Genomic DNA, 17,546 nt, shown 5'->3' on the forward strand with positions numbered 1-17,546 from the left:
TGCGGCGCGCCGAAGCCGCCGGACGGCGGCTGGCTGGGGGGCGGCGGGGTACTCATGGGTTGCGTTGCCTCTCGGTGGGCGGCTCGGTGGGCTCGTTCACTTGCCGAAGGCCATCAGGAGCTTCTCGTCCTTGCCCTGGGCGAGCAGGCGGGACACGGAGATGAAGAGCCGTCCGTCCACGTAGTCGATCTTCGGGCGGTAGAAGGAGCTTTCGACCGGCGCGGCGGAGCCCGACGGGTTGCGCAGGACGGCGGTGGGCGTGCCGCCGCCGGCGGGGATCGTGAGGACCTCGCCGCCCTGGTCGTTCTCGGCATTGCGGTAGGCGATCAGCTGCCCGTTCGCGGCCTTGACGGGGGTCAGGGTGCGCTTGTCCCCGGCCGGGACCCGCCACTTGACCTTGCCGGTGCCCAGGTCGAAGGCGACGATCTCGTTGGCCGCGCCGGCGGTGGCGGCGGTCGGCAGGTAGAGGGTGTTGGAGTCGACGGCGGTGGAGGGGCAGATCCGCAGGGAGCCGAAGAGGCCGCCGTCGCAGCCGACGGCGAACTTGCCCTCGCCGCTGACGGAGGTGCGCTGCTTGCCGTCGGGGCCGAGGACCACGATGGCGCGCTCCTTCTTCTCCTCGTCGCCGATGTCGAGGACGAGCGGGTCCAGCGAGTAGACGCCGTTGACCTTGTACTTCTTGGGGAGCCGGTAGTTCCAGGTGGCCTTGCCGGTGACCGGGTCGGCGTCGTGCACCTCGACGGTGTGGTCGTCGTCGTAGCAGGTGGCGACGGCGATCACCTTGTTGTCGGCGGCGACGTAGGTGCTGGGCTTGCAGCCTTGGGCCTGGTCGTTGCTGCCGAAGAGCCGGTCGCCGGTGCTGACCTTGAACGCGCTGGCGGTGGTGCTGCGGCCGACGGCGAGGGTGTCGCCGGTGATGGACAAGGTGGGGCTGGTCATGATGTCGAACATGCCCTCCTTGGGCACTTCCTTCGTCCAGCCCTCCTTGCCCGTCTTGAGGTCGACCAGCCGCATCTGGTTGCAGGTGGCGCTGTCCCCCTCGCCGTCCTTGAACATGACGACGGTCTTGCCGTCGGCGGTGGTGTCGTCGGTGACGGCACAGAGCGCCGTGGGGAAGGAGAGGGTCCACTTCTCCTTGGCGTCGGTGACCGCGAAGGCCGTGAGGGACTTCCAGACGCTCTTGACGACCGTGTCGCCGACGACCCACTGGCCCTCGGACTCGACGCCTCCGGCCGGCCCTTCGACCTTGCTGTTCCTGAGCCAGAGGACCTTGTCCTCGCCCTGCTTGCGGCCCGCGTTCAGGTCTTCCTTCTCGGTGCTGCCGTTGCCGCTGCCGTCGCCCTTGTCCACGGAGGCCGAGGCGGACGGCTTGTCGTCGGCGGGCGTGGAGGCCTGCGCGACGGGCTTCTTGGGGTCGCCGCCGTCCTTGCCGAAGGCGAAGTAGGCGCCGGTGCCGAGGATGAGTACGCCCGCGACGGACGCGGCGATCACGATGAGCAGCTTCTGCCTGCCCCGGCCGCCGGGGGCACCGGGGGCGCCCTGCGGGATACCCGGGGGCATCGGGGGCGGGAAGCCGTAGCCCGGCTGGGCCTGTTGCTGCGGGACCGTCGGCGGCTGCTGGGCGTACGGGTTCGCGCCCTGCGGCGGGTAGCCGTAACCGGGCTGCGGCGGGCCCGGCAGGTGCCCGTAACCCGAAGGTGTCGGCGGCTGGTTCGGCGGCTGGGGCGGCTCGGTCATCAGCGCATACCTTCGGCGTCAGGCGGTCATGGAGGTCTGGGGAATGACCTTTCTATCACTGACGCCGTGCTTGTGCCGGGCCGGTCCGGCCCCTGTTCCCAAGGGCGGACCGGCCCGTGACTCGGCCGTTATCGGGCCGGCCGGGCTCCTCGCGGGGCGCGGCTCACGCCTCTTCGGCCAGCTCCAGCCAGCGCATCTCCAAATCGTCCCGCTCGGAGATGAGTTCGCGCAGCTCCGCGTCGAGCTTGGCGACCTTGTCGTAGTCGGTGGAGTTCTCCGCGATCTGCGCGTGCAGGTTGGACTCGCGGTCCGACATCTTGTTGAGCTGCCGCTCGATCTTCTGCAGTTCCTTCTTGGCCGCGCGGGAGTCCCCGGACGCCGTCGACTTGGCGGCGGCGGGGGCGGGCGCCGGGGTGGCCGCCTCGATCATCCGCTGACGGCGCTCCAGGTACTCGTCCAGGCCGCGCGGCAGCATCCGCAGGCTCGCGTCGCCGAGCAGGGCCATCACCGTGTCGGTGGTGCGCTCGATGAAGAACCGGTCGTGGGAGATCACAATCATCGACCCGGGCCAGCCGTCGAGGAGGTCCTCCAGCTGGGTGAGGGTCTCGATGTCGAGGTCGTTGGTGGGCTCGTCGAGGAAGAGGACGTTCGGCTCGTCCATCAGCAGGCGCAGGATCTGGAGCCGGCGTCGCTCACCGCCGGAGAGGTCTCCGACGGGCGTCCACTGCTTCTCCTTGGTGAAGCCGAACTGCTCGCACAGCTGCCCGGCCGTCATCTCGCGGCCCTTGCCGAGGTCCACGCGGTCGCGCACGCGCTGGACGGCTTCCAGGACGCGCAGCGACGGGTCGAGTTCGCCGACCTCCTGGGAGAGGTAGGCGAGCCGGACGGTCTTGCCGACGGTCACGGTGCCGGCCGCGGGCTGGACCTCGCCCTGGGTGCGGGCGGCCTCGGCGAGGGCGCGCAGCAGGGAGGTCTTGCCGGCGCCGTTGACGCCGACGAGGCCGACGCGGTCGCCGGGGCCGAGGTGCCAGGTCAGGTGCTTGAGCAGCATCTTGGGCCCGGCCTGGACGGTGACGTCCTCGAGGTCGAACACGGTCTTGCCGAGGCGGGCGTTGGCGAACTTCATCAGCTCGGAGGTGTCGCGCGGGGGCGGCACGTCGGCGATGAGCTCGTTGGCGGCCTCGATGCGGTAACGCGGCTTGGAGGTCCGGGCGGGGGCGCCGCGGCGCAGCCAGGCGAGCTCCTTGCGCATCAGGTTCTGCCGCTTGGACTCCTCCGTGGCGGCGATGCGGTCGCGTTCGGCGCGGGCGAAGACGTAGTCGCTGTAGCCGCCCTCGTACTCGTGGACGTCTCCGCGCTGGACGTCCCACATGCGGGTGCAGACCTGGTCGAGGAACCAGCGGTCGTGCGTGACGCAGACGAGCGCGGAGCGGCGTTCCTGGAGGTGCTTGGCCAGCCAGGAGATGCCCTCGACGTCGAGGTGGTTGGTGGGCTCGTCGAGCACGAGCAGGTCCTGGTCCGCGATGAGCAGCTTGGCCAGGGCGATCCGGCGGCGCTCGCCACCGGAGAGCGGGCCGATGACGGTGTCCAGGCCCTGGCCGAAGCCGGGCAGGTCCAGGCCGCCGAAGAGGCCGGTGAGCACGTCGCGGATCTTGGCGTTGCCGGCCCACTCGTGGTCGGCCATGTCCCGGATGATCTCGTGCCGGATGGTGGCCGAGGGGTCCAGGGAGTCGTGCTGGGTGAGGACGCCCATGCGCAGGCCACCTGACTGGGTGACCCGGCCGGTGTCGGGTTCCTCCAGTTTGGCGAGCATCCGGATGAGGGTGGTCTTGCCGTCGCCGTTACGGCCGACGACACCGATCCGGTCCCCCTCGGACACGCCGAGGGAGATGCCGTCGAGCAGGGTACGGGTTCCGTACACCTTGCTGACTGCCTCGACATTGACCAGATTGACGGCCATCAGACGCGCTCCAGGGAAGGGGGTGGATCAGCCCCTCAGCCTAACCCTCCGGGCGGAGGCGGACCGTTCCACCAGCAGCCATCCGCCGAGTGCCATGCCGATCGCGGCGGGCGCGGTGAGCGGGAGCGCGACCAGGGTGGCGCTGTGGCCGTCGAGCAGGCCGCCGAGGCCGGTCATGGACAGTCCGAGGATCCCCAGGAGGCTGAGGGTGATCCCGAGGGCGGCGCGGGGGCCGGAGCCGGGGGCGGCGCTGGTCCTTCCGGGGGCTTCGAAGCGGCGGAAGAGGGCCACGAGCACGCCGGTCAGCAGGGCGGCGGCGGCCAGCCGGACCGGGACCTGGGCCCACCAGGCGGCGGTGGCGGGCTCGGGCAGTGCGAGGCCGAGGCCGAGCTGGGCGGCGTACACGGCCAGCATGGCGGTGAGGTGCCAGAGGAAGGCGGTCATGGCGAGCCCGTTGGCGGCGACGACGCCCCGCCACACCCGGGGCCGGGCCAGCCAGGCGGTGCCGGGGCGGGCGAGCAGCTGCACGGCGCCGACGAGCCACATGCCGTGGCACAGGAGGGCCAGGGTGGGCGGGGCCATGTTGGAGACCTTCTCGCCGGGCATCCCGACCATGGAGAGCGGGTAGGGCCCGTACGCGACGAGCAGCGCGGCCCCCGCGAGGCCGGCGGCGGCCAGGGCGGCGGGGCGGGTGATGCGCCGGTCGGCGTGCAGGAAGCCGAGCTGGTGCACGGCGAGCCAGACGAAGGCGAAGTTCAGGAACTCCACGTACGGGACGCCGAGCGCGAACCGCAGCACGTCGGTGAGGGCGGCGGCGCCGGCCAGGGCGGCGAAGGCGGCCCATCCGTGGCGCTCGTGCAGCCGCAGCAGCGGCGGGGTGAAGGCGACCATCGCGAGGTAGATCCCGATGAACCACAGCGGCTGCGTCACGAGCCGCAGCGCGGCCCCGGCCAGCCGGCCGTGGTCGGCTCCGGCGAGCTGGACGACGAGCGCGCCGGCGGTCCAGACGCCGACGAAGACGAGGGTGGGGCGCAGCAGCCGCTGGAGGCGGGCGCGCAGGAAGGCCGCGTAGACGGGGCCGTCCGCCCTGCGGGTGAGGGAGCGGTACGAGAGGGCGTGCGAGAAACCGCCGACGAAGAAGAACACCGGCATGACCTGGAGGCCCCAGGTGAGCGCCTGGAGGGCGGGCACGAGCCCGAGCAGGTTCCCTATGCCGTCGGTGCTGACGGCGGCCATCAGCCAGTGCCCGAGGATGACGGTCCCGAGCGAGGCGACCCGCAACAGGTCGATGTACCGGTCCCGCGTGGCGGGGGTGGCGGCGGCCATTTCGCTTGCGCTAGCTCCCATGGCCCTACGGTGGCCCGCGGCGCGGCCGCCCCGACAGGGCGCGGGTACTCAGGTTCCGCCTAGGTACCCGGTACCTCCCTGCGGGGAGGTACCGGGTCGGCACGGTCTAGAGGAGGGTCGCCCCCGGGGCCGGGGAGGCGGCCACGCGGGTGGCGCGGCACAGGCCGGAGGCGTCGAGGACGGCCGCGACCTTGGCCGCCGACTCGGGGTCGCGGACCAGGAACGCCGTCGTCGGGCCGGAGCCGGAGACCAGCGCGGCCAGCGCCCCGGCTTCCGTGCCCGCCGCCAGCACCGCTGCCAGTTGCGGGCGCAGCGACAGGGCGGCGGGCTGGAGGTCGTTGGCCAGGGCGGGTGCCAGCGCGTCGGGGTCGCCCGAGGCCAGGGCCGCGAGGAGGGCCGGGGAGGCCTCGGGGGCGGGGACGTGCGTACCGGCGGTCAGGCGGTCGAACTCGCGGAAGACCGCCGGGGTGGACAGCCCCCCGTCCGCGACGGCGAAGACCCAGTGGAAGGTGCCGGCGGGGACCGGGGTCAGGATCTCTCCGCGCCCGGTGCCCAGCGCGGCGCCGCCGACCAGGCTGAACGGGACGTCGCTGCCGAGCTCGGCGCAGATGTCCAGGAGCTCCCGGAGCGGGGTGTTCAGGCCCCACAGGGCGTCGCAGGCCAGCAGGGCGGCGGCCCCGTCGGCGCTGCCGCCCGCCATGCCGCCGGCCACCGGGATGTTCTTCGCGATGTGGAGGTGCACGGTGGGGGCCAGCCCGGCCCGGGCGGCCAGGATCTCGGCGGCGCGGGCCGCGAGGTTGGTGCGGTCCAGCGGGACCTGGCCGGCGTCCGGGCCCTCGCAGGTCACCGTCAGCTCGGCGGCCGCCGTCGCGGTCACCTCGTCGTACAGGGACACGGCGAGGAAGACGTTGGCCAGGTCGTGGAAGCCGTCCGGGCGGGCCGCGCCCACCGCCAGCCGGACGTTGACCTTCGCGGGGACGCGTACCGTGACGGCCGGCCCGTCGGCGTTCTCGATCACACGGCTCTCGGTCACAGCGCGGGCCTCTCCGCCGCGGGCTTGTGCTCGGCGATGGCCGCGAACTCCTCGACCGTCAGGGACTCCCCGCGCGCCTGCGGGGAGATGCCCGCGGCGACCAGCGCCGCCTCTGCGCCCGCCGCGGAACCGGCCCAGCCGGCGAGTGCGGCGCGCAGGGTCTTGCGGCGCTGCGCGAAGGCCGCGTCCACGACGGCGAAGACCTCGGCCTTCGAGGCGGTGGTCTTGATGGGCTCGGTGCGCCGCACCAGCGAGACGAGACCGGAGTCGACGTTCGGGGCGGGCCAGAACACCTTGCGGCCGATGGATCCGGCCCGCTTGACGTGCGCGTACCAGTTGGCCTTGACGGAGGGGACCCCGTACACCTTGTTGCCGGGCTCGGCGGCCAGCCGGTCGGCGACCTCGGCCTGCACCATGACCAGCGTGCGCTCGATGGTCGGGAAGCGGTCGAGCATGGTCAGCAGGACCGGCACGGCCACGTTGTACGGCAGGTTGGCGACGAGCGCGGTCGGCGGCGGACCGGGCAGTTCGGTGACCAGCATCGCGTCGGAGTGCACCAGCGCGAAGCGGTCCTTGCGGGCCGGCATCCGGGCCTCGATGGTGGCGGGCAGCGCGGCGGCCAGGATGTCGTCGATCTCGACGGCGACGACCCGGTCGGCGGCCTCCAGCAGCGCGAGCGTCAGCGACCCGAGGCCGGGGCCGACCTCGACGACCACGTCGTCCGGCCGCACCTCGGCGGTGCGGACGATCCGGCGGACCGTGTTGGCGTCGATGACGAAGTTCTGGCCCTTCTGCTTCGTCGGCCGGACGCCGAGTACGGCGGCCAGCTCCCGGATGTCGGCCGGGCCGAGAAGGGCGTCAGGGGTCGTGCTCTCAGGCTGCTGCTCTGCGGTGCTCACCGGTAAAGCCTACGGCCGCAGTGCGGCCACGGAGTCGCCCCCCGCTGCACGTAGAGCTTCTTGGCCCGGTACGTCTGTTCCGCGCCCGGCGCGTCCTGCGGGCGCCCGCTCCCGCCGAGGGCCTGCCAGGTCTGCACGTCGAACTGGTACAGCCCGCCGTACGTCCCCGAGGGGTCGGTGGCGCCGGGCCGGCCGCCGGACTCGCAGCGGGCCAGCGCCCCCCAGTCCAGACCGTCGGCTCCGGCGACGGAGGTGGGCAAGGACCTCGTGCCGACCTTGACGAGCTGGGTGACGGGTTCGCGCACGACCTCCTCGGCGATCCGGCGGGGCTTCTCCCGGACCCCGTTGACGGTGCGCAGGCCGTACGTGACCCGGCGCGCCCCGGGCCGGCCGGCCCGCTCGACGACCTCGGTGCCGGTGAACAGGCTGTCGTCCTCGACCCGCTCGGTCTCGTACGGGATGCGCTCCTCGCGGACCTCGCGGGTGCCGGTGATGCGCAGCACGGTGACGGTCTGCCCGTCGCGCGGGAAGGCGGTCGGCGGGACGGAGGTGCTGTCCTGGCCGTGCAGGGTGATGCCGGCCTGGTCGAGGGCCTCCTGGACGGTGGCCGCGTTGGTGCGGATGGTGGTCTCGCGGCCGTCGGCCAGGAAGGTGATGCCGCGTTCGGTGCGGACGCTGAGGGTGAGGCCGGCGCGCGGCACGGGGGCGCTGCGGGGGGCGGAGAGGTAGGCGCCCTCGGCGCGGATGCCGAGCTGGCGCAGGGCGCCGTCGACGGTGCGGGAGGTGGTCCACACCTGGCGGCGCTCGCCGTCGAGGGTGAGCTGGAGGGGGCGGCCGTAGCGGACGACGATCTCCTCGCCGTCGTCGAGGGGGGTTCCCCTGCCCGGTGAGACCAGGTCGTGGGGGCCGACGCCGAGCCCTTCGGCGGCGAGGAGCTCGTCGACCCCGCCGGCGAAGGTGTGGAGGGTCCTGGGAACTCCGTCCACGGTGAGCCGTACCGACTTGTCGGCGGCGACGAAGGCGGTGGTGCCGCCGGCCAGGAAGGCGACGACCAGCGCCTGCGGGACGATCCGGCGCCAGGTGTCGGCGGAGGTCCCGGCGGTGCGGGTGGCGCGGCGGGACCGGGCGGGGGCGGCTTCCGGGGCGCCGGGCTCCGCCACGGCCAGGCCCGCTCCCGCAGCTGCGGGCGCCGGCCGCCTGCGCCTGCCGCCGCCCGGCCCGGCGAAGGCCGCGGGGTCGAAGTCCCCGGCGCCGACCGCCCGGCCGGCGTCCTGGCCCGCCGGGGGGAGGGCCTCGGCCGCCGGCTCGACCCGGCGCCGGCGCCCCGGGCCCGGGGGCTCCTCCGCTCCGGGACCGTACGGGGCGTCCTGCGGGGCGGGGCGCCCGCGGCCGCGGCGGCCGGTCTCCGGGGCCTTGCGCCGGCGCGCCGACCGGGGGGCGGGCACCCCGGCCTCGGGAACCGGCCCGGGGGCCCCGGCGAGGACCGGCTCGGACGTCGTCGGCGGCGGCGGCACCGCGGATGCCGGGGGCTCCGGGAACGCCCCGGACTCCGGGAACTGCAAGGACTCCGGGAACTCCGCGAACTCCGTGGAGTCCGGGAACGGCGGGGGCTCCAGGGGCTCCGGGAACTGCGCGGAGTCCGCGAACTCCGGGAACCGCGTGGACTCCGGGAACCGCGCGGACTCCGCGAACTCCGGGAACGGCGCGGACTCCGGGAACCGCGGGGGCTCCAGGGACTCCGCGAACCGCGGGTACCCGGTGTCCTCGCCGTCGGCCCGCCCGGCCCCGGGCGGCGGCCACACCGGGCCAAGGTCCCCCGCCCGCAGGTACCCGGGGTCCTCGGCCTCGGCCCGCCCGGCCCCGGGCGGCGGCCACACCGGGCCGAGGTCCCCCGCCGGGTCCGGCCAGGCCGTCGGCGGCTCCCCCTGGCCCGGCGTGCCGGGCAGGTCCGGCAGGCCCGCTCCCGGCAGACCCGGCAGGCCCCCGCCCGGCAGGCCCGCGCCCGGCGGGTCCCACGGGTCGCGGCCCTCGTCCGGCCAGGCCGTCCCGTAGCCCTCCGGGACGGGACCGGCAGAGCCGACGGGACCGCCACGGCGGTGACTGCCCTGGGTTTCGCTCACGACGCTCGCTCCACTGGTCCGGCCCCCGCTGGTTCGGGCACGGCACCCTAGCGGGAACGGCCGTCACTCACCAAAGCCGTTCGGCTACCCAGCGTGTCGGGCGAACGGGTGTTCCGGCGGGCCGTCAGTAGTCGAAGGCGCGGGCCGTGTTGGCGGCCAGGGCGGTCGCCATGGCGTCCTCGTCCAGGCCCCGGACCGCCGCCATCGCCCGCACGGTCAGCGGAATCAGGTACGGGGCGTTGGGCCGTCCGCGGTAGGGCGCCGGAGTGAGGTAGGGGGCGTCCGTCTCGACCAGGACCAGCTCCAGCGGGGCCACGGCGAGGGCCTCGCGCAGCGGCGCCGCGTTCTTGAAGGTGACGGTTCCGGCGAAGGACATGTAGTAGCCGGCGGCGGCGCACTCGCGGGCCATCTCGGCGTCCCCCGAGTAGCAGTGGAAGACCGTCCGCTCCGGCGCCCCCTCCTCGCGCAGGACGCGCAGCACGTCGGCGTGGGCCTCGCGGTCGTGGATGACCAGGGCCTTGCCCTGCCGCTTGGCGATCTCGATGTGGGCGCGGAAGGAACGCTCCTGCGCCGCCGTGCCCTCGGGCCCGGTGCGGAAGTAGTCCAGCCCGGTCTCGCCGACGGCCTTGACGTGCGGCAGCGCCGCGAGCGCCTCGATCTCGGCCAGCGCCTCGTCGAGCGCGGCCTCGCCGCCGCCCGCCCGGGCGCCCTGGCGGGACCAGCCGTCGGGGTCCCCGTGGACGATGCGGGGGGCTTCGTTCGGGTGAAGGGCGACGGCCGCGTGGACGTTGTCGTGGGCGGCGGCCGTCTCGGCGGCCCAGCGCGAGCCCTTCACGTCGCAGCCCACCTGCACGACGGTGGTCACGCCCACCGAGGCGGCCTTGGCGAGGCCCTCCTCGACGGTGCCGGACTGCATGTCCAGGTGGGTGTGGGAATCGGCGACCGCCACCCGCAGCGGTTCGGGCAGCGGGGGCGGTGCGTCGTTGGAGGTACGGCTCATACGGCCGATCTTATGACCGGGGAGCCGGGTGTCAGGTCCTGCGGAACATCCGCAGGAGCCGGCCCAGCAGGCCCCGCCGCTCGCTTTCGTCGATGGCCACCGGCCCGGGTGCGTCGTGCAGCGGGGACGACTTGCGGGGCTTCGGGGTGCGCGGGACGTCCACCCCCGCCGGGACGGGTCCGGCTATGCCCGGGGCGACGCGGTGGTGGTAGAGCTGGTCGAGCGTGCCGAGCACCGACTTGACCTGGCCCTCCCGCATGATCCGGACCACGTGGCCGCCGCAGTTCAGGCAGGTCGGGTTCGACAGCGGGGAGGGGACGCGCTCGCGGTTGACGGTGTAGATGATGAAGGGCTGGCCCGTGCCGTCGACGTGGTGCTCGATCTCGTACGCCTGTTCCCAGCCGTACCCGCACTTCATGCAGGCGAAGGAGTACGCCTCGTGCACGGTCTGCACGGGGGATGTGTGGACGGCGGCGGGTACGGGGGTGGCGGCGGCAGTTACAGGTACCGGGGTGTCTGCGATCTCACTCATGCCAGCTCCTCTTGTTCCACTGGTGCATTGCCAGTGGACGCCTCTTCGGGCGGGAGCGCATCAGGCCCTGTCTACTGTTGGACGGTCTTTGGGCGACTCATGCCCCAAAGCGCCCGGTGCGCGGTCTGAGCTTTGCTTTTCAGGTTAGCTCTTTACCGACCTGCGGCATCTTTTGTGCCGCGTTCTTTGCCGCGACGACCGCGTCGAAGACCTCGCGCTTGGGTACGCCCGCCTCTGCCGCCACCGCCGCGATGGCCTCCTTGCGGCGCTCGCCCGCCTCCTCGCGCACCCGCACCCTGCGCACCAGCTCCTCGTCGTCGACATCGCCGGGCCCGGCCGCCGGGGCGCCCTCGACGACGACCGTGATCTCCCCGCGCACGCCCTCGGCGGCCCAGGCCGCCAGCTCGCCGAGCCCGCCGCGCTTGACCTCCTCGTACGTCTTGGTCAGCTCGCGGCACACGGCGGCCCGCCGGTCGGTCCCGAAGACCTCGGCCATGGCGGCCAGGGTGTCGTCGAGCCGGTGCGGGGCCTCGAAGTAGACGAGGGTGCGGCGCTCGCCCTCGACCTCGCGGAGCCGGCCGAGGCGCTCGCCGGCCTTGCGCGGCAGGAACCCCTCGAAGCAGAAGCGGTCCACGGGCAGCCCGGACAGGGCGAGCGCGGTGAGGACGGCCGAAGGCCCGGGCACGGCGGTGACCTTGATGTCCTTCTCCACGGCGGCGGCGACGAGCCGGTAGCCGGGGTCGGACACCGAGGGCATCCCGGCGTCGGTGACGAGCAGCACCCGCTTGCCGGCCTCCAGCGCCTCGACCAGCTCGGGGGTGCGGGCGGACTCGTTGCCCTCGAAGTACGACAGGACGCGCCCGGTGGTGTGCACGCCGAGGCCCTGGGTCAGCCGGCGCAGCCGCCGGGTGTCCTCGGCGGCGACCACGTCGGCCCGCTCCAGCTCGGCCCCGAGCCGGGGCGGGGCGTCGGCGAGATCGCCGATCGGGGTTCCGGCGAGCACGAGCACGCCGGTGGAAGGGGAGGTCTCGTCGCCGCGGGGCTGGTCAGTCGTCACCCGCCCATCCTCTCAGCCGCCCCACCCGGCACGCCCCCATGTGCCCCGGCACTGGGGTTCCCACAGGCGCGTTCCCTACGATGACCCGGTGACCAGTACCGCGACGCCGCCGCCCAGCCCCGCGGGGGCCCCGCCCGTCCCGCCGGGCGGACGCGGCTCCGAACCCGAGCCGCCCGTCTGGCTGCGCCGCCTGGGCGGCTTCGGCTACGCGCCGAAGCAGCCGGGCGCGGACGTCCGTACCCGCCTCGTGCCCCCGTACGCCGAGCCCTCCGCGCAGCTGTGGACGGCGCTCGGCGTCCCGGCCGCGGCGGCCCGCACCTGGCAGCGCGTCCTGGCCTGGGCGGGACCGCTGCTGGTGGCGCTGGTCGCCGGGGTGCTGCGGTTCGTGCACCTGGGCAGCCCGAAGGCGGTGATATTCGACGAGACGTACTACGCCAAGGACGCCTGGGCCACGGTCCGGCAGGGCTTCGAGGCGAGCTGGCCCAAGGACGTCGACAAGTCGATCCTGGAGAACCCGGACGGGGTGGCTCTGCCGCTGGATCCGGGCTACGTCGTGCACCCGCCGGTCGGCAAATGGGTGATCGGTCTCGGCGAGTGGATGTTCGGGTTCGATCCGTTCGGCTGGCGGTTCATGACCGCCGTGCTCGGCACGCTGTCCGTACTGATGCTGTGCCGGATCGGCCGCCGGCTCTTCCGGTCCACCTTCCTGGGCTGCCTGGCGGGCGCGCTGCTGGCGGTGGACGGGCTGCACCTGGTGATGAGCCGGACGGCGCTGCTCGACCTGGTGCTGATGTTCTTCGTACTGGCCGCCTTCGGGGCGCTGGTCGTCGACCGGGACAAGGCGCGGGCCCGGCTGGCGGCGGCGCTCCCGGTGGACGGCGACGGCCGCGCCCGCCCGGACCTCACGGTCGCGCAGACGCTGCGGCTCGGCTGGCGCCCGTACCGGATCCTGGCGGGCGTCTGCCTGGGGCTGGCCTTCGGCACGAAGTGGAACGGCCTGGTGGTGCTGGCCTTCTTCGGCCTCCTCACCGTGCTGTGGGACGCGGGCGCGCGCCGCACGGCGGGCGCGGGCGCCCCGTACGCGGCGATGCTGCGCCGGGACGCGCTGCCGGCCTTCCTGTCGACGGTGCCGGTGGCGATCGCGGTGTACCTGGCGTCCTGGACGGGCTGGATCCTGAGCCCGGACAACGGCAAGGGCGGCTACTTCCGCGACTGGGCCGCCAAGAACGACCAGGGCAGCCCGCTGTCCTGGCTGCCGGAGTGGCTGCGGAGCCTGTGGCACTACGAGACCGAGGTCTACAAGTTCCACGTCGGCCTGACCTCGGGGCACACGTACGAGTCGAACCCGTGGAGCTGGCTGGTGCTGGGCCGGCCCGTCTCCTATTTCTACGAGTCCCCCGCGCCCGGCACCGACGGCTGCCCGGCGACGGAGACGGCCAAGTGCGCCCGCGAGGTGCTGGCCCTGGGGACGCCGCTGCTGTGGTGGGCGGGGTGCTTCGCGCTGCTGTACGTGCTGTGGCGGTGGCTCTTCCGGCGCGACTGGCGGGCGGGCGCGATCGCGTGCGCGCTGGCCGCGGGCCTGCTGCCCTGGTTCAACTACCAGGAGCGGACCATCTTCTACTTCTACGCGGTGGTCTTCGTCCCGTACCTGTGTCTGGCGGTGGCGATGATGATCGGCGCGCTGCTGGGCCCGGCGGGCTCCTCGGAGCGCCGCCGCGCGATCGGCGCGATCGGCGCGGGCGTCCTGGTCCTGCTGATCATCTGGAACTTCATCTACTTCTGGCCGATCTACACCGGCCAGACCCTCCCGATGGACGACTGGCGCAACCGCATGTGGTTCGACACCTGGGTCTAGCTGCGAAAACGACGGGCCCGGCACCACAAGGTGCCGGGCCCGTCGTGGTCGTTACTGGTGGTCGCCGGTCGTCCCAGGCCACCCCTCGACGGCCCACAGACGGCCCCAGCCGCCCGGGTCGAATCACCGTGCTTGCACCAGCGCGGCCCAAGCGCCTGAAAGGTCGGAGCAGGGGCCGAACGGATATCGGGCTGCCCTCCGGGTGTCTGCTCAGGAGGAGGTTGTCCCTTCCCCGTTAGCTGATCTGCGCTTCCTTGGGAGAACCTTGTGAATAGCATCCAGCGGGTCTAGGAGGTGCCCCCTTCGGCGCCGGATGCACCGCGCTCGAGTAACGGCCACCTCGGCTTTGTCTGGGTACGCACTCTGGGGGTCGCGATCAGCAGCGTAGAGGTACTCGCTCATCCATCGATACTGGTCCTCCAGGGATTTGGCGCGGCTCAGGTCCGGATGCCTGCCGAAGCGCTTCTGTGCCGCCGTCCGGCCGACACCGAAGCACTTGGCAATCCGCCCCCAGGAGTACCGCTGGGTGCGAGCCTCAGCTACCACGTCACCCACCACGCGGCGCACCGCATCCTCGAACAGAGAGGCCGCCCTCAGGGTGGTCATCTCCTCCAGGCCTCCCCTGAGATACCAGATACCGAACCGCACAGCCGCGTCAGCAAGATCTTCCTCGTTCATGGCGATCCAAGGCTCCAGAGGCCATGCCGGGTCGTCGTAGGAGACCCACGGCCACGGCCGCCCAGCATCGAAGATGCGCTTTCCCGTATTTGCGATCAATGAATTTTCGCCAGGTACCTCGTCCATGCGTCCACGCTACGTGGACAGATGAGGCCGCCACCTCGGAAATGTGTCAACTGGGCATGCCAACATATCTGCGTATGAGCGGACTGGCCGTCAGCATCCGTTCATCCTGGCGTAAATGGGGAGCAGAGGGGCGGAGATTGCCTGTGGCCGAGATCTATATGTACGCCGATGAGACAGGGGACTTGGACATGTCGGGTTCGCCGGGTGCCAGCAGGTACTTCGGCTTCGGCACGGCAGTCTTCGTCGGCGACCACGGCCACGCTCTCTGGGAGGGACTTCAGTTGAGGTGCAGGCTTGAGCGTCGAGGTGTGTCACTGCCTCAGGGGCTGCACGCCAAGAACGACTCGCACACCACGAGAGATGAGGTGTTCAGTCTCATCAAGACCCAGGCCCCCAGATTCGACACGACCTTCCTGGCCAAGAAGAACGCCTACAGTTACGTGCGCGCAGCCGGCCAGATGCGCCTCTATAAGCTGGCCTGGTACCTGCACTTCAAGGAGATCGTTCAACGCGTCAGCTCGCCGGGCGACACCGTCTACGTGATTGCCGCTTCGTTGGGAACCAACAGGAAGGAGGGTTCCGCCCGGGATGCTCTCGAAGACGTGTGCCGCCAGTCCGCAACAGATCGCGAGATCGTGCTGTGCGTATGGAATGCGCCGACTTCGTGGGGTGTCCAGGTCGCTGACTACGGACTATGGGCGGTGCAGCGAGTACTCGAAGATCGAAAGTGCCCGTGGTACGAGTCGAGCATCCAGCCGACGCTCGCGACGACCTTCAGGCCGTGGGGGCTGGCAAAGTAAAAGGCCAGCTATCCCAAGATCTGGGAAGAGGTCCCCTGGACCCCTTGTCACTGGCCATTTGCAATGCAACCCGAAGACGTACGTGCCGTCAAGCGCGCTGCACCTTGCGTCCCCATTCTAGTTCGAACACATGATCCATTGAAGCCCCTTGGGTGCGCGAGCAGGGAACGTCAGGTTGCAGGCTTGCTCACCCCGGGTGACCATCCCGCCCGCCGTCGGCCCACGCGCATGCGGAGCGGGCGACGGCGCCGGGCGTCCAGGTGGAACGCGCCACCGCACGAACGACCTGGACGCCCGATGCCGCGCCTCCTCGGCTCGCCTTGGGCAGATGGCAAACGGCATGGAAGCTCCCCACCTCATCTCCACTCGGCCAGCGCTCGCCAGCGGCACGCTGGGCCTGAGCACCCCTGCCTGCCGGAACCATGAGTCAGTGACAGGTAGCCGACGGACGAGGCGAGGTTCACCCCATCAAGCCCTGGTGCGCAGCTGTCGGGCCGGGCCGGAGCGGGGCGGAGACAGGGGTGCAGGCCCGGGGCGACGGGCACACGACGCCGCCTTGGCGGCGGAAGCACCGTTGATGGAGCAGGGGAAACCACCGCGTCGCCACTGGCTACCTTGCCGCCGCAGGGGCGAGCCTGCTCGTGAAGCCCTGGTCGCAGAGGCGTTGGTATGCCGCAAGGACTGGTGCTGATACCGGGAGCGCGACCATGAAGCCCTGCGAGGGGTAGAGCAGCAGGCGTTGCAGGGCACCGACGAGCATGTCGATGACCAGGCGAGGGTCGCCGATCGACTCGACGTAGTCGGGAAGCGTCATCGCCGTCGAGGCACTCACCACGTCGACATCGGGCCACAGTTTGCGGGCGGTGGCGTACGCCCTGCGCTCCTCGTACGGCTTGCTGACCAGCAGCACCGAGTCGATGGGGTGGCCAGCGCGTTCAAGCAGTTCGCGAGTGAAGCGGATGTTCTCGCCGGTGTTCCGCGCCTGGGGCTCGACCAGCACACGCTCTGCCGGAACTCCCAGTTCCAGCGCCCTTTCGCGATAGTGCACGGCCTCGCCCCGCGGCATCCGGTCGCGGGTCGTCGGGCTGGTCGCGCCGGTGAAGACGATCAGGGGCGCCATGCCGCGCCGGTACAGGTCGACCGTGGTGTCCGCGACGCCCAAGTCGTGGCTGCCGAGGCCCACGGCGACCGAGCAGGGGCGCGGTTCGTGGTGCATCTGGTGAAAGTCCCAGATGAGTTCCGCGTCCGCCCACGCCTGGTCAGAGATCACTTCTGTTCGCCGCCCTTAGCCGAGTCCGGGACCTGGAACTCATACTCCCAAGCGAACCGCGACGCAGCGTGCACCCCGATGGCGAACTCGACGACCGTCCCGTCTGCGGTGTACGTCGTCCGATGCAGCTCCACCACCGGCTCACCGGCCGGCAGCTTGAGAAGCTTCACCTCGTCCGCCGTGGGAACGCGGGCGAAGATCCGTTCCTTCATGTGGTCGATCTCGTAGCCCGCGTCATACAGAACCTTGAAGCCGCCGCCCCGGCCGGCCGGACCCGGCGTGGGGTCCACGATGCGCGTGCCTTCTACGTGCTCAGGACGGTAGTAGCTGGTCAGCGTATGCGTGGGCTGCTCACCTTCCTTGACCAGGCGGGCTCGCGCGTACACCGGCGCCCCTTCGGGCAGGCCGTGAGCTTCAGCCACCGCCGGGGGTGCCTCAATCCGGCTGACGGACTGGGTCTGCTCGCCGCGCTGGTACGCGCGGCCGGACGCCACGCGGTCCGCGATGAACGCGACCTCGTCGCCGTCGCGCCATTTCGCCTTGTCGTAGCGACTGATCCCGATGCGCTTCAACGGGGTCTGCGCACGGACCATCGTGCCCACGCCGCGCGACGAGGTGACCAGCCCTTCGGCCTCCAAGGCCTTGTACGCGGCGTGGACGGTTGCCTTCGAACCCTCACCGGCCTCGACCAGCTCGCGAATCTGCGGAAGGAGCTGGCCAGGCGTGTAGTCGCCGTTCCTGATCTGGTCGGCCAGCTTGTCTGCCAGCTCTCGCCACTTCGGTGCCACCGGGCACTCCTCTCGACTCGGCCAGTTTCGCACAGTCCTAGGACATTGACAGTCCTAGGACAGGGCTGTCATGGTTTCCCTACGGCCTCCAGTCCTAGGACAGGAGGCGCCCTCGGGGGCCTTCCTTGGCCTGCCCGAGCGATCCAAATAGGGGCCCGGGACAGAGCGGGCCGAGGGTCCCGGATCCCTGGTCAACCGGAGGGCAAGACCGAGAGGTCACCGTCTCGCGGCCTACAACGGGAGCGCGCTCCCGAAGGCGAGACACGTACGACGAACCCCGCAGCGACTCGGCTGCGGCTGGTTGCCTCCTCTGCCCGTCCGGTGCCGTCGGCGCTATACGGGCG

At 72.0% G+C, this 17,546-nt stretch carries 14 protein-coding genes; 2 read left to right on the forward strand and 12 right to left on the reverse strand.

The features are described from left to right. Nucleotides 1-96 precede the first annotated feature (96 nt). From ACZ4TG_RS19680 to rsmI, 9 genes are all read right to left on the reverse strand, one after another. Nucleotides 97-1,737 (reverse strand): outer membrane protein assembly factor BamB family protein, encoded by a 1,641-nt coding sequence (locus ACZ4TG_RS19680; RefSeq protein ID WP_468164381.1) that lies wholly within the window; start codon nt 1,735-1,737, stop codon nt 97-99. 163 nt (nt 1,738-1,900) lie between these two features. Next, nucleotides 1,901-3,697: an ABC-F family ATP-binding cassette domain-containing protein gene (locus ACZ4TG_RS19685; protein WP_468164383.1), complete on the reverse strand. Its 1,797-nt coding sequence runs from the start codon at nt 3,695-3,697 to the stop codon at nt 1,901-1,903. A 27-nt stretch (nt 3,698-3,724) separates the two neighbouring features. After that, on the reverse strand, nt 3,725-5,044 hold the full coding sequence (locus tag ACZ4TG_RS19690) for an acyltransferase family protein (protein ID WP_468164384.1): 1,320 nt from the start codon (nt 5,042-5,044) through the stop codon (nt 3,725-3,727). Between the two features lie 106 nt (nt 5,045-5,150). Continuing rightward, nucleotides 5,151-6,077, reverse strand: coding sequence for a 4-(cytidine 5'-diphospho)-2-C-methyl-D-erythritol kinase (locus tag ACZ4TG_RS19695; RefSeq protein ID WP_468164385.1), 927 nt, complete (start codon nt 6,075-6,077; stop codon nt 5,151-5,153). Then, entirely contained in the window at nt 6,074-6,976 is a 903-nt protein-coding gene (gene rsmA / locus ACZ4TG_RS19700) for a 16S rRNA (adenine(1518)-N(6)/adenine(1519)-N(6))-dimethyltransferase RsmA (RefSeq protein WP_468164386.1), read from the reverse strand. Before rsmA ends, ACZ4TG_RS19695 begins: the two co-directional genes overlap by 4 nt. Next, nucleotides 6,973-8,421 carry a ubiquitin-like domain-containing protein gene (locus ACZ4TG_RS19705; RefSeq protein ID WP_468164841.1) on the reverse strand — a complete coding sequence of 483 codons (1,449 nt, stop codon included), beginning with the start codon at nt 8,419-8,421 and terminating at the stop codon, nt 6,973-6,975. The genes rsmA and ACZ4TG_RS19705 overlap by 4 nt, the downstream gene beginning before the upstream one ends. Before the next feature lie 799 nt (nt 8,422-9,220). Next, complete coding sequence (locus tag ACZ4TG_RS19710) at nt 9,221-10,096, reverse strand: TatD family hydrolase (RefSeq protein WP_468164387.1); 876 nt, start codon at nt 10,094-10,096, stop codon at nt 9,221-9,223. 31 nt (nt 10,097-10,127) lie between these two features. Next, on the reverse strand, nt 10,128-10,628 hold the full coding sequence (locus ACZ4TG_RS19715; protein WP_468164389.1) for a hypothetical protein: 501 nt from the start codon (nt 10,626-10,628) through the stop codon (nt 10,128-10,130). 139 nt (nt 10,629-10,767) lie between these two features. Continuing rightward, nucleotides 10,768-11,685 carry a 16S rRNA (cytidine(1402)-2'-O)-methyltransferase gene (gene rsmI / locus ACZ4TG_RS19720; RefSeq protein WP_468164391.1) on the reverse strand — a complete coding sequence of 306 codons (918 nt, stop codon included), beginning with the start codon at nt 11,683-11,685 and terminating at the stop codon, nt 10,768-10,770. Between the two features lie 88 nt (nt 11,686-11,773). Here rsmI and ACZ4TG_RS19725 point away from each other — a divergent pair, with 88 nt between their 5' ends. Then, on the forward strand, nt 11,774-13,540 hold the full coding sequence (locus ACZ4TG_RS19725) for a dolichyl-phosphate-mannose--protein mannosyltransferase (RefSeq protein ID WP_468164393.1): 1,767 nt from the start codon (nt 11,774-11,776) through the stop codon (nt 13,538-13,540). Between the two features lie 210 nt (nt 13,541-13,750). Here the strand turns inward: ACZ4TG_RS19725 and ACZ4TG_RS19730 are convergent, their stop codons facing one another. After that, on the reverse strand, nt 13,751-14,344 hold the full coding sequence (locus ACZ4TG_RS19730; RefSeq protein ID WP_468164395.1) for a hypothetical protein: 594 nt from the start codon (nt 14,342-14,344) through the stop codon (nt 13,751-13,753). Between the two features lie 143 nt (nt 14,345-14,487). Between ACZ4TG_RS19730 and ACZ4TG_RS19735 the strand changes: the two genes are divergently transcribed. Beyond that, nucleotides 14,488-15,144, forward strand: a complete 657-nt coding sequence (locus ACZ4TG_RS19735) for a DUF3800 domain-containing protein (protein ID WP_468164397.1) — start codon at nt 14,488-14,490, stop codon at nt 15,142-15,144. A gap of 610 nt (nt 15,145-15,754) precedes the next feature. Here the strand turns inward: ACZ4TG_RS19735 and ACZ4TG_RS19740 are convergent. After that, on the reverse strand, nt 15,755-16,414 hold the full coding sequence (locus ACZ4TG_RS19740) for a YdcF family protein (protein WP_468164399.1): 660 nt from the start codon (nt 16,412-16,414) through the stop codon (nt 15,755-15,757). Then, complete coding sequence (locus ACZ4TG_RS19745) at nt 16,411-17,202, reverse strand: GntR family transcriptional regulator (protein ID WP_468164401.1); 792 nt, start codon at nt 17,200-17,202, stop codon at nt 16,411-16,413. Before ACZ4TG_RS19745 ends, ACZ4TG_RS19740 begins: the two co-directional genes overlap by 4 nt. Nucleotides 17,203-17,546 lie beyond the last annotated feature (344 nt).

This window comes from Streptomyces sp. NPDC028314 (assembly GCF_055565795.1).

Excerpts from the sequence above, each read along its gene's own strand:
- ACZ4TG_RS19680 (WP_468164381.1), bottom strand. The coding sequence starts at position 1,737 with ATGACCGAGCCGCCCCAGCCGCCGAACCAGCCGCCGACACCTTCGGGT.
- ACZ4TG_RS19685 (WP_468164383.1), bottom strand. The coding sequence starts at position 3,697 with ATGGCCGTCAATCTGGTCAATGTCGAGGCAGTCAGCAAGGTGTACGGA.
- ACZ4TG_RS19690 (WP_468164384.1), bottom strand. The coding sequence starts at position 5,044 with ATGGGAGCTAGCGCAAGCGAAATGGCCGCCGCCACCCCCGCCACGCGG.
- ACZ4TG_RS19710 (WP_468164387.1), bottom strand. The coding sequence starts at position 10,096 with ATGAGCCGTACCTCCAACGACGCACCGCCCCCGCTGCCCGAACCGCTG.
- ACZ4TG_RS19715 (WP_468164389.1), bottom strand. The coding sequence starts at position 10,628 with ATGAGTGAGATCGCAGACACCCCGGTACCTGTAACTGCCGCCGCCACC.
- ACZ4TG_RS19730 (WP_468164395.1), bottom strand. The coding sequence starts at position 14,344 with ATGGACGAGGTACCTGGCGAAAATTCATTGATCGCAAATACGGGAAAG.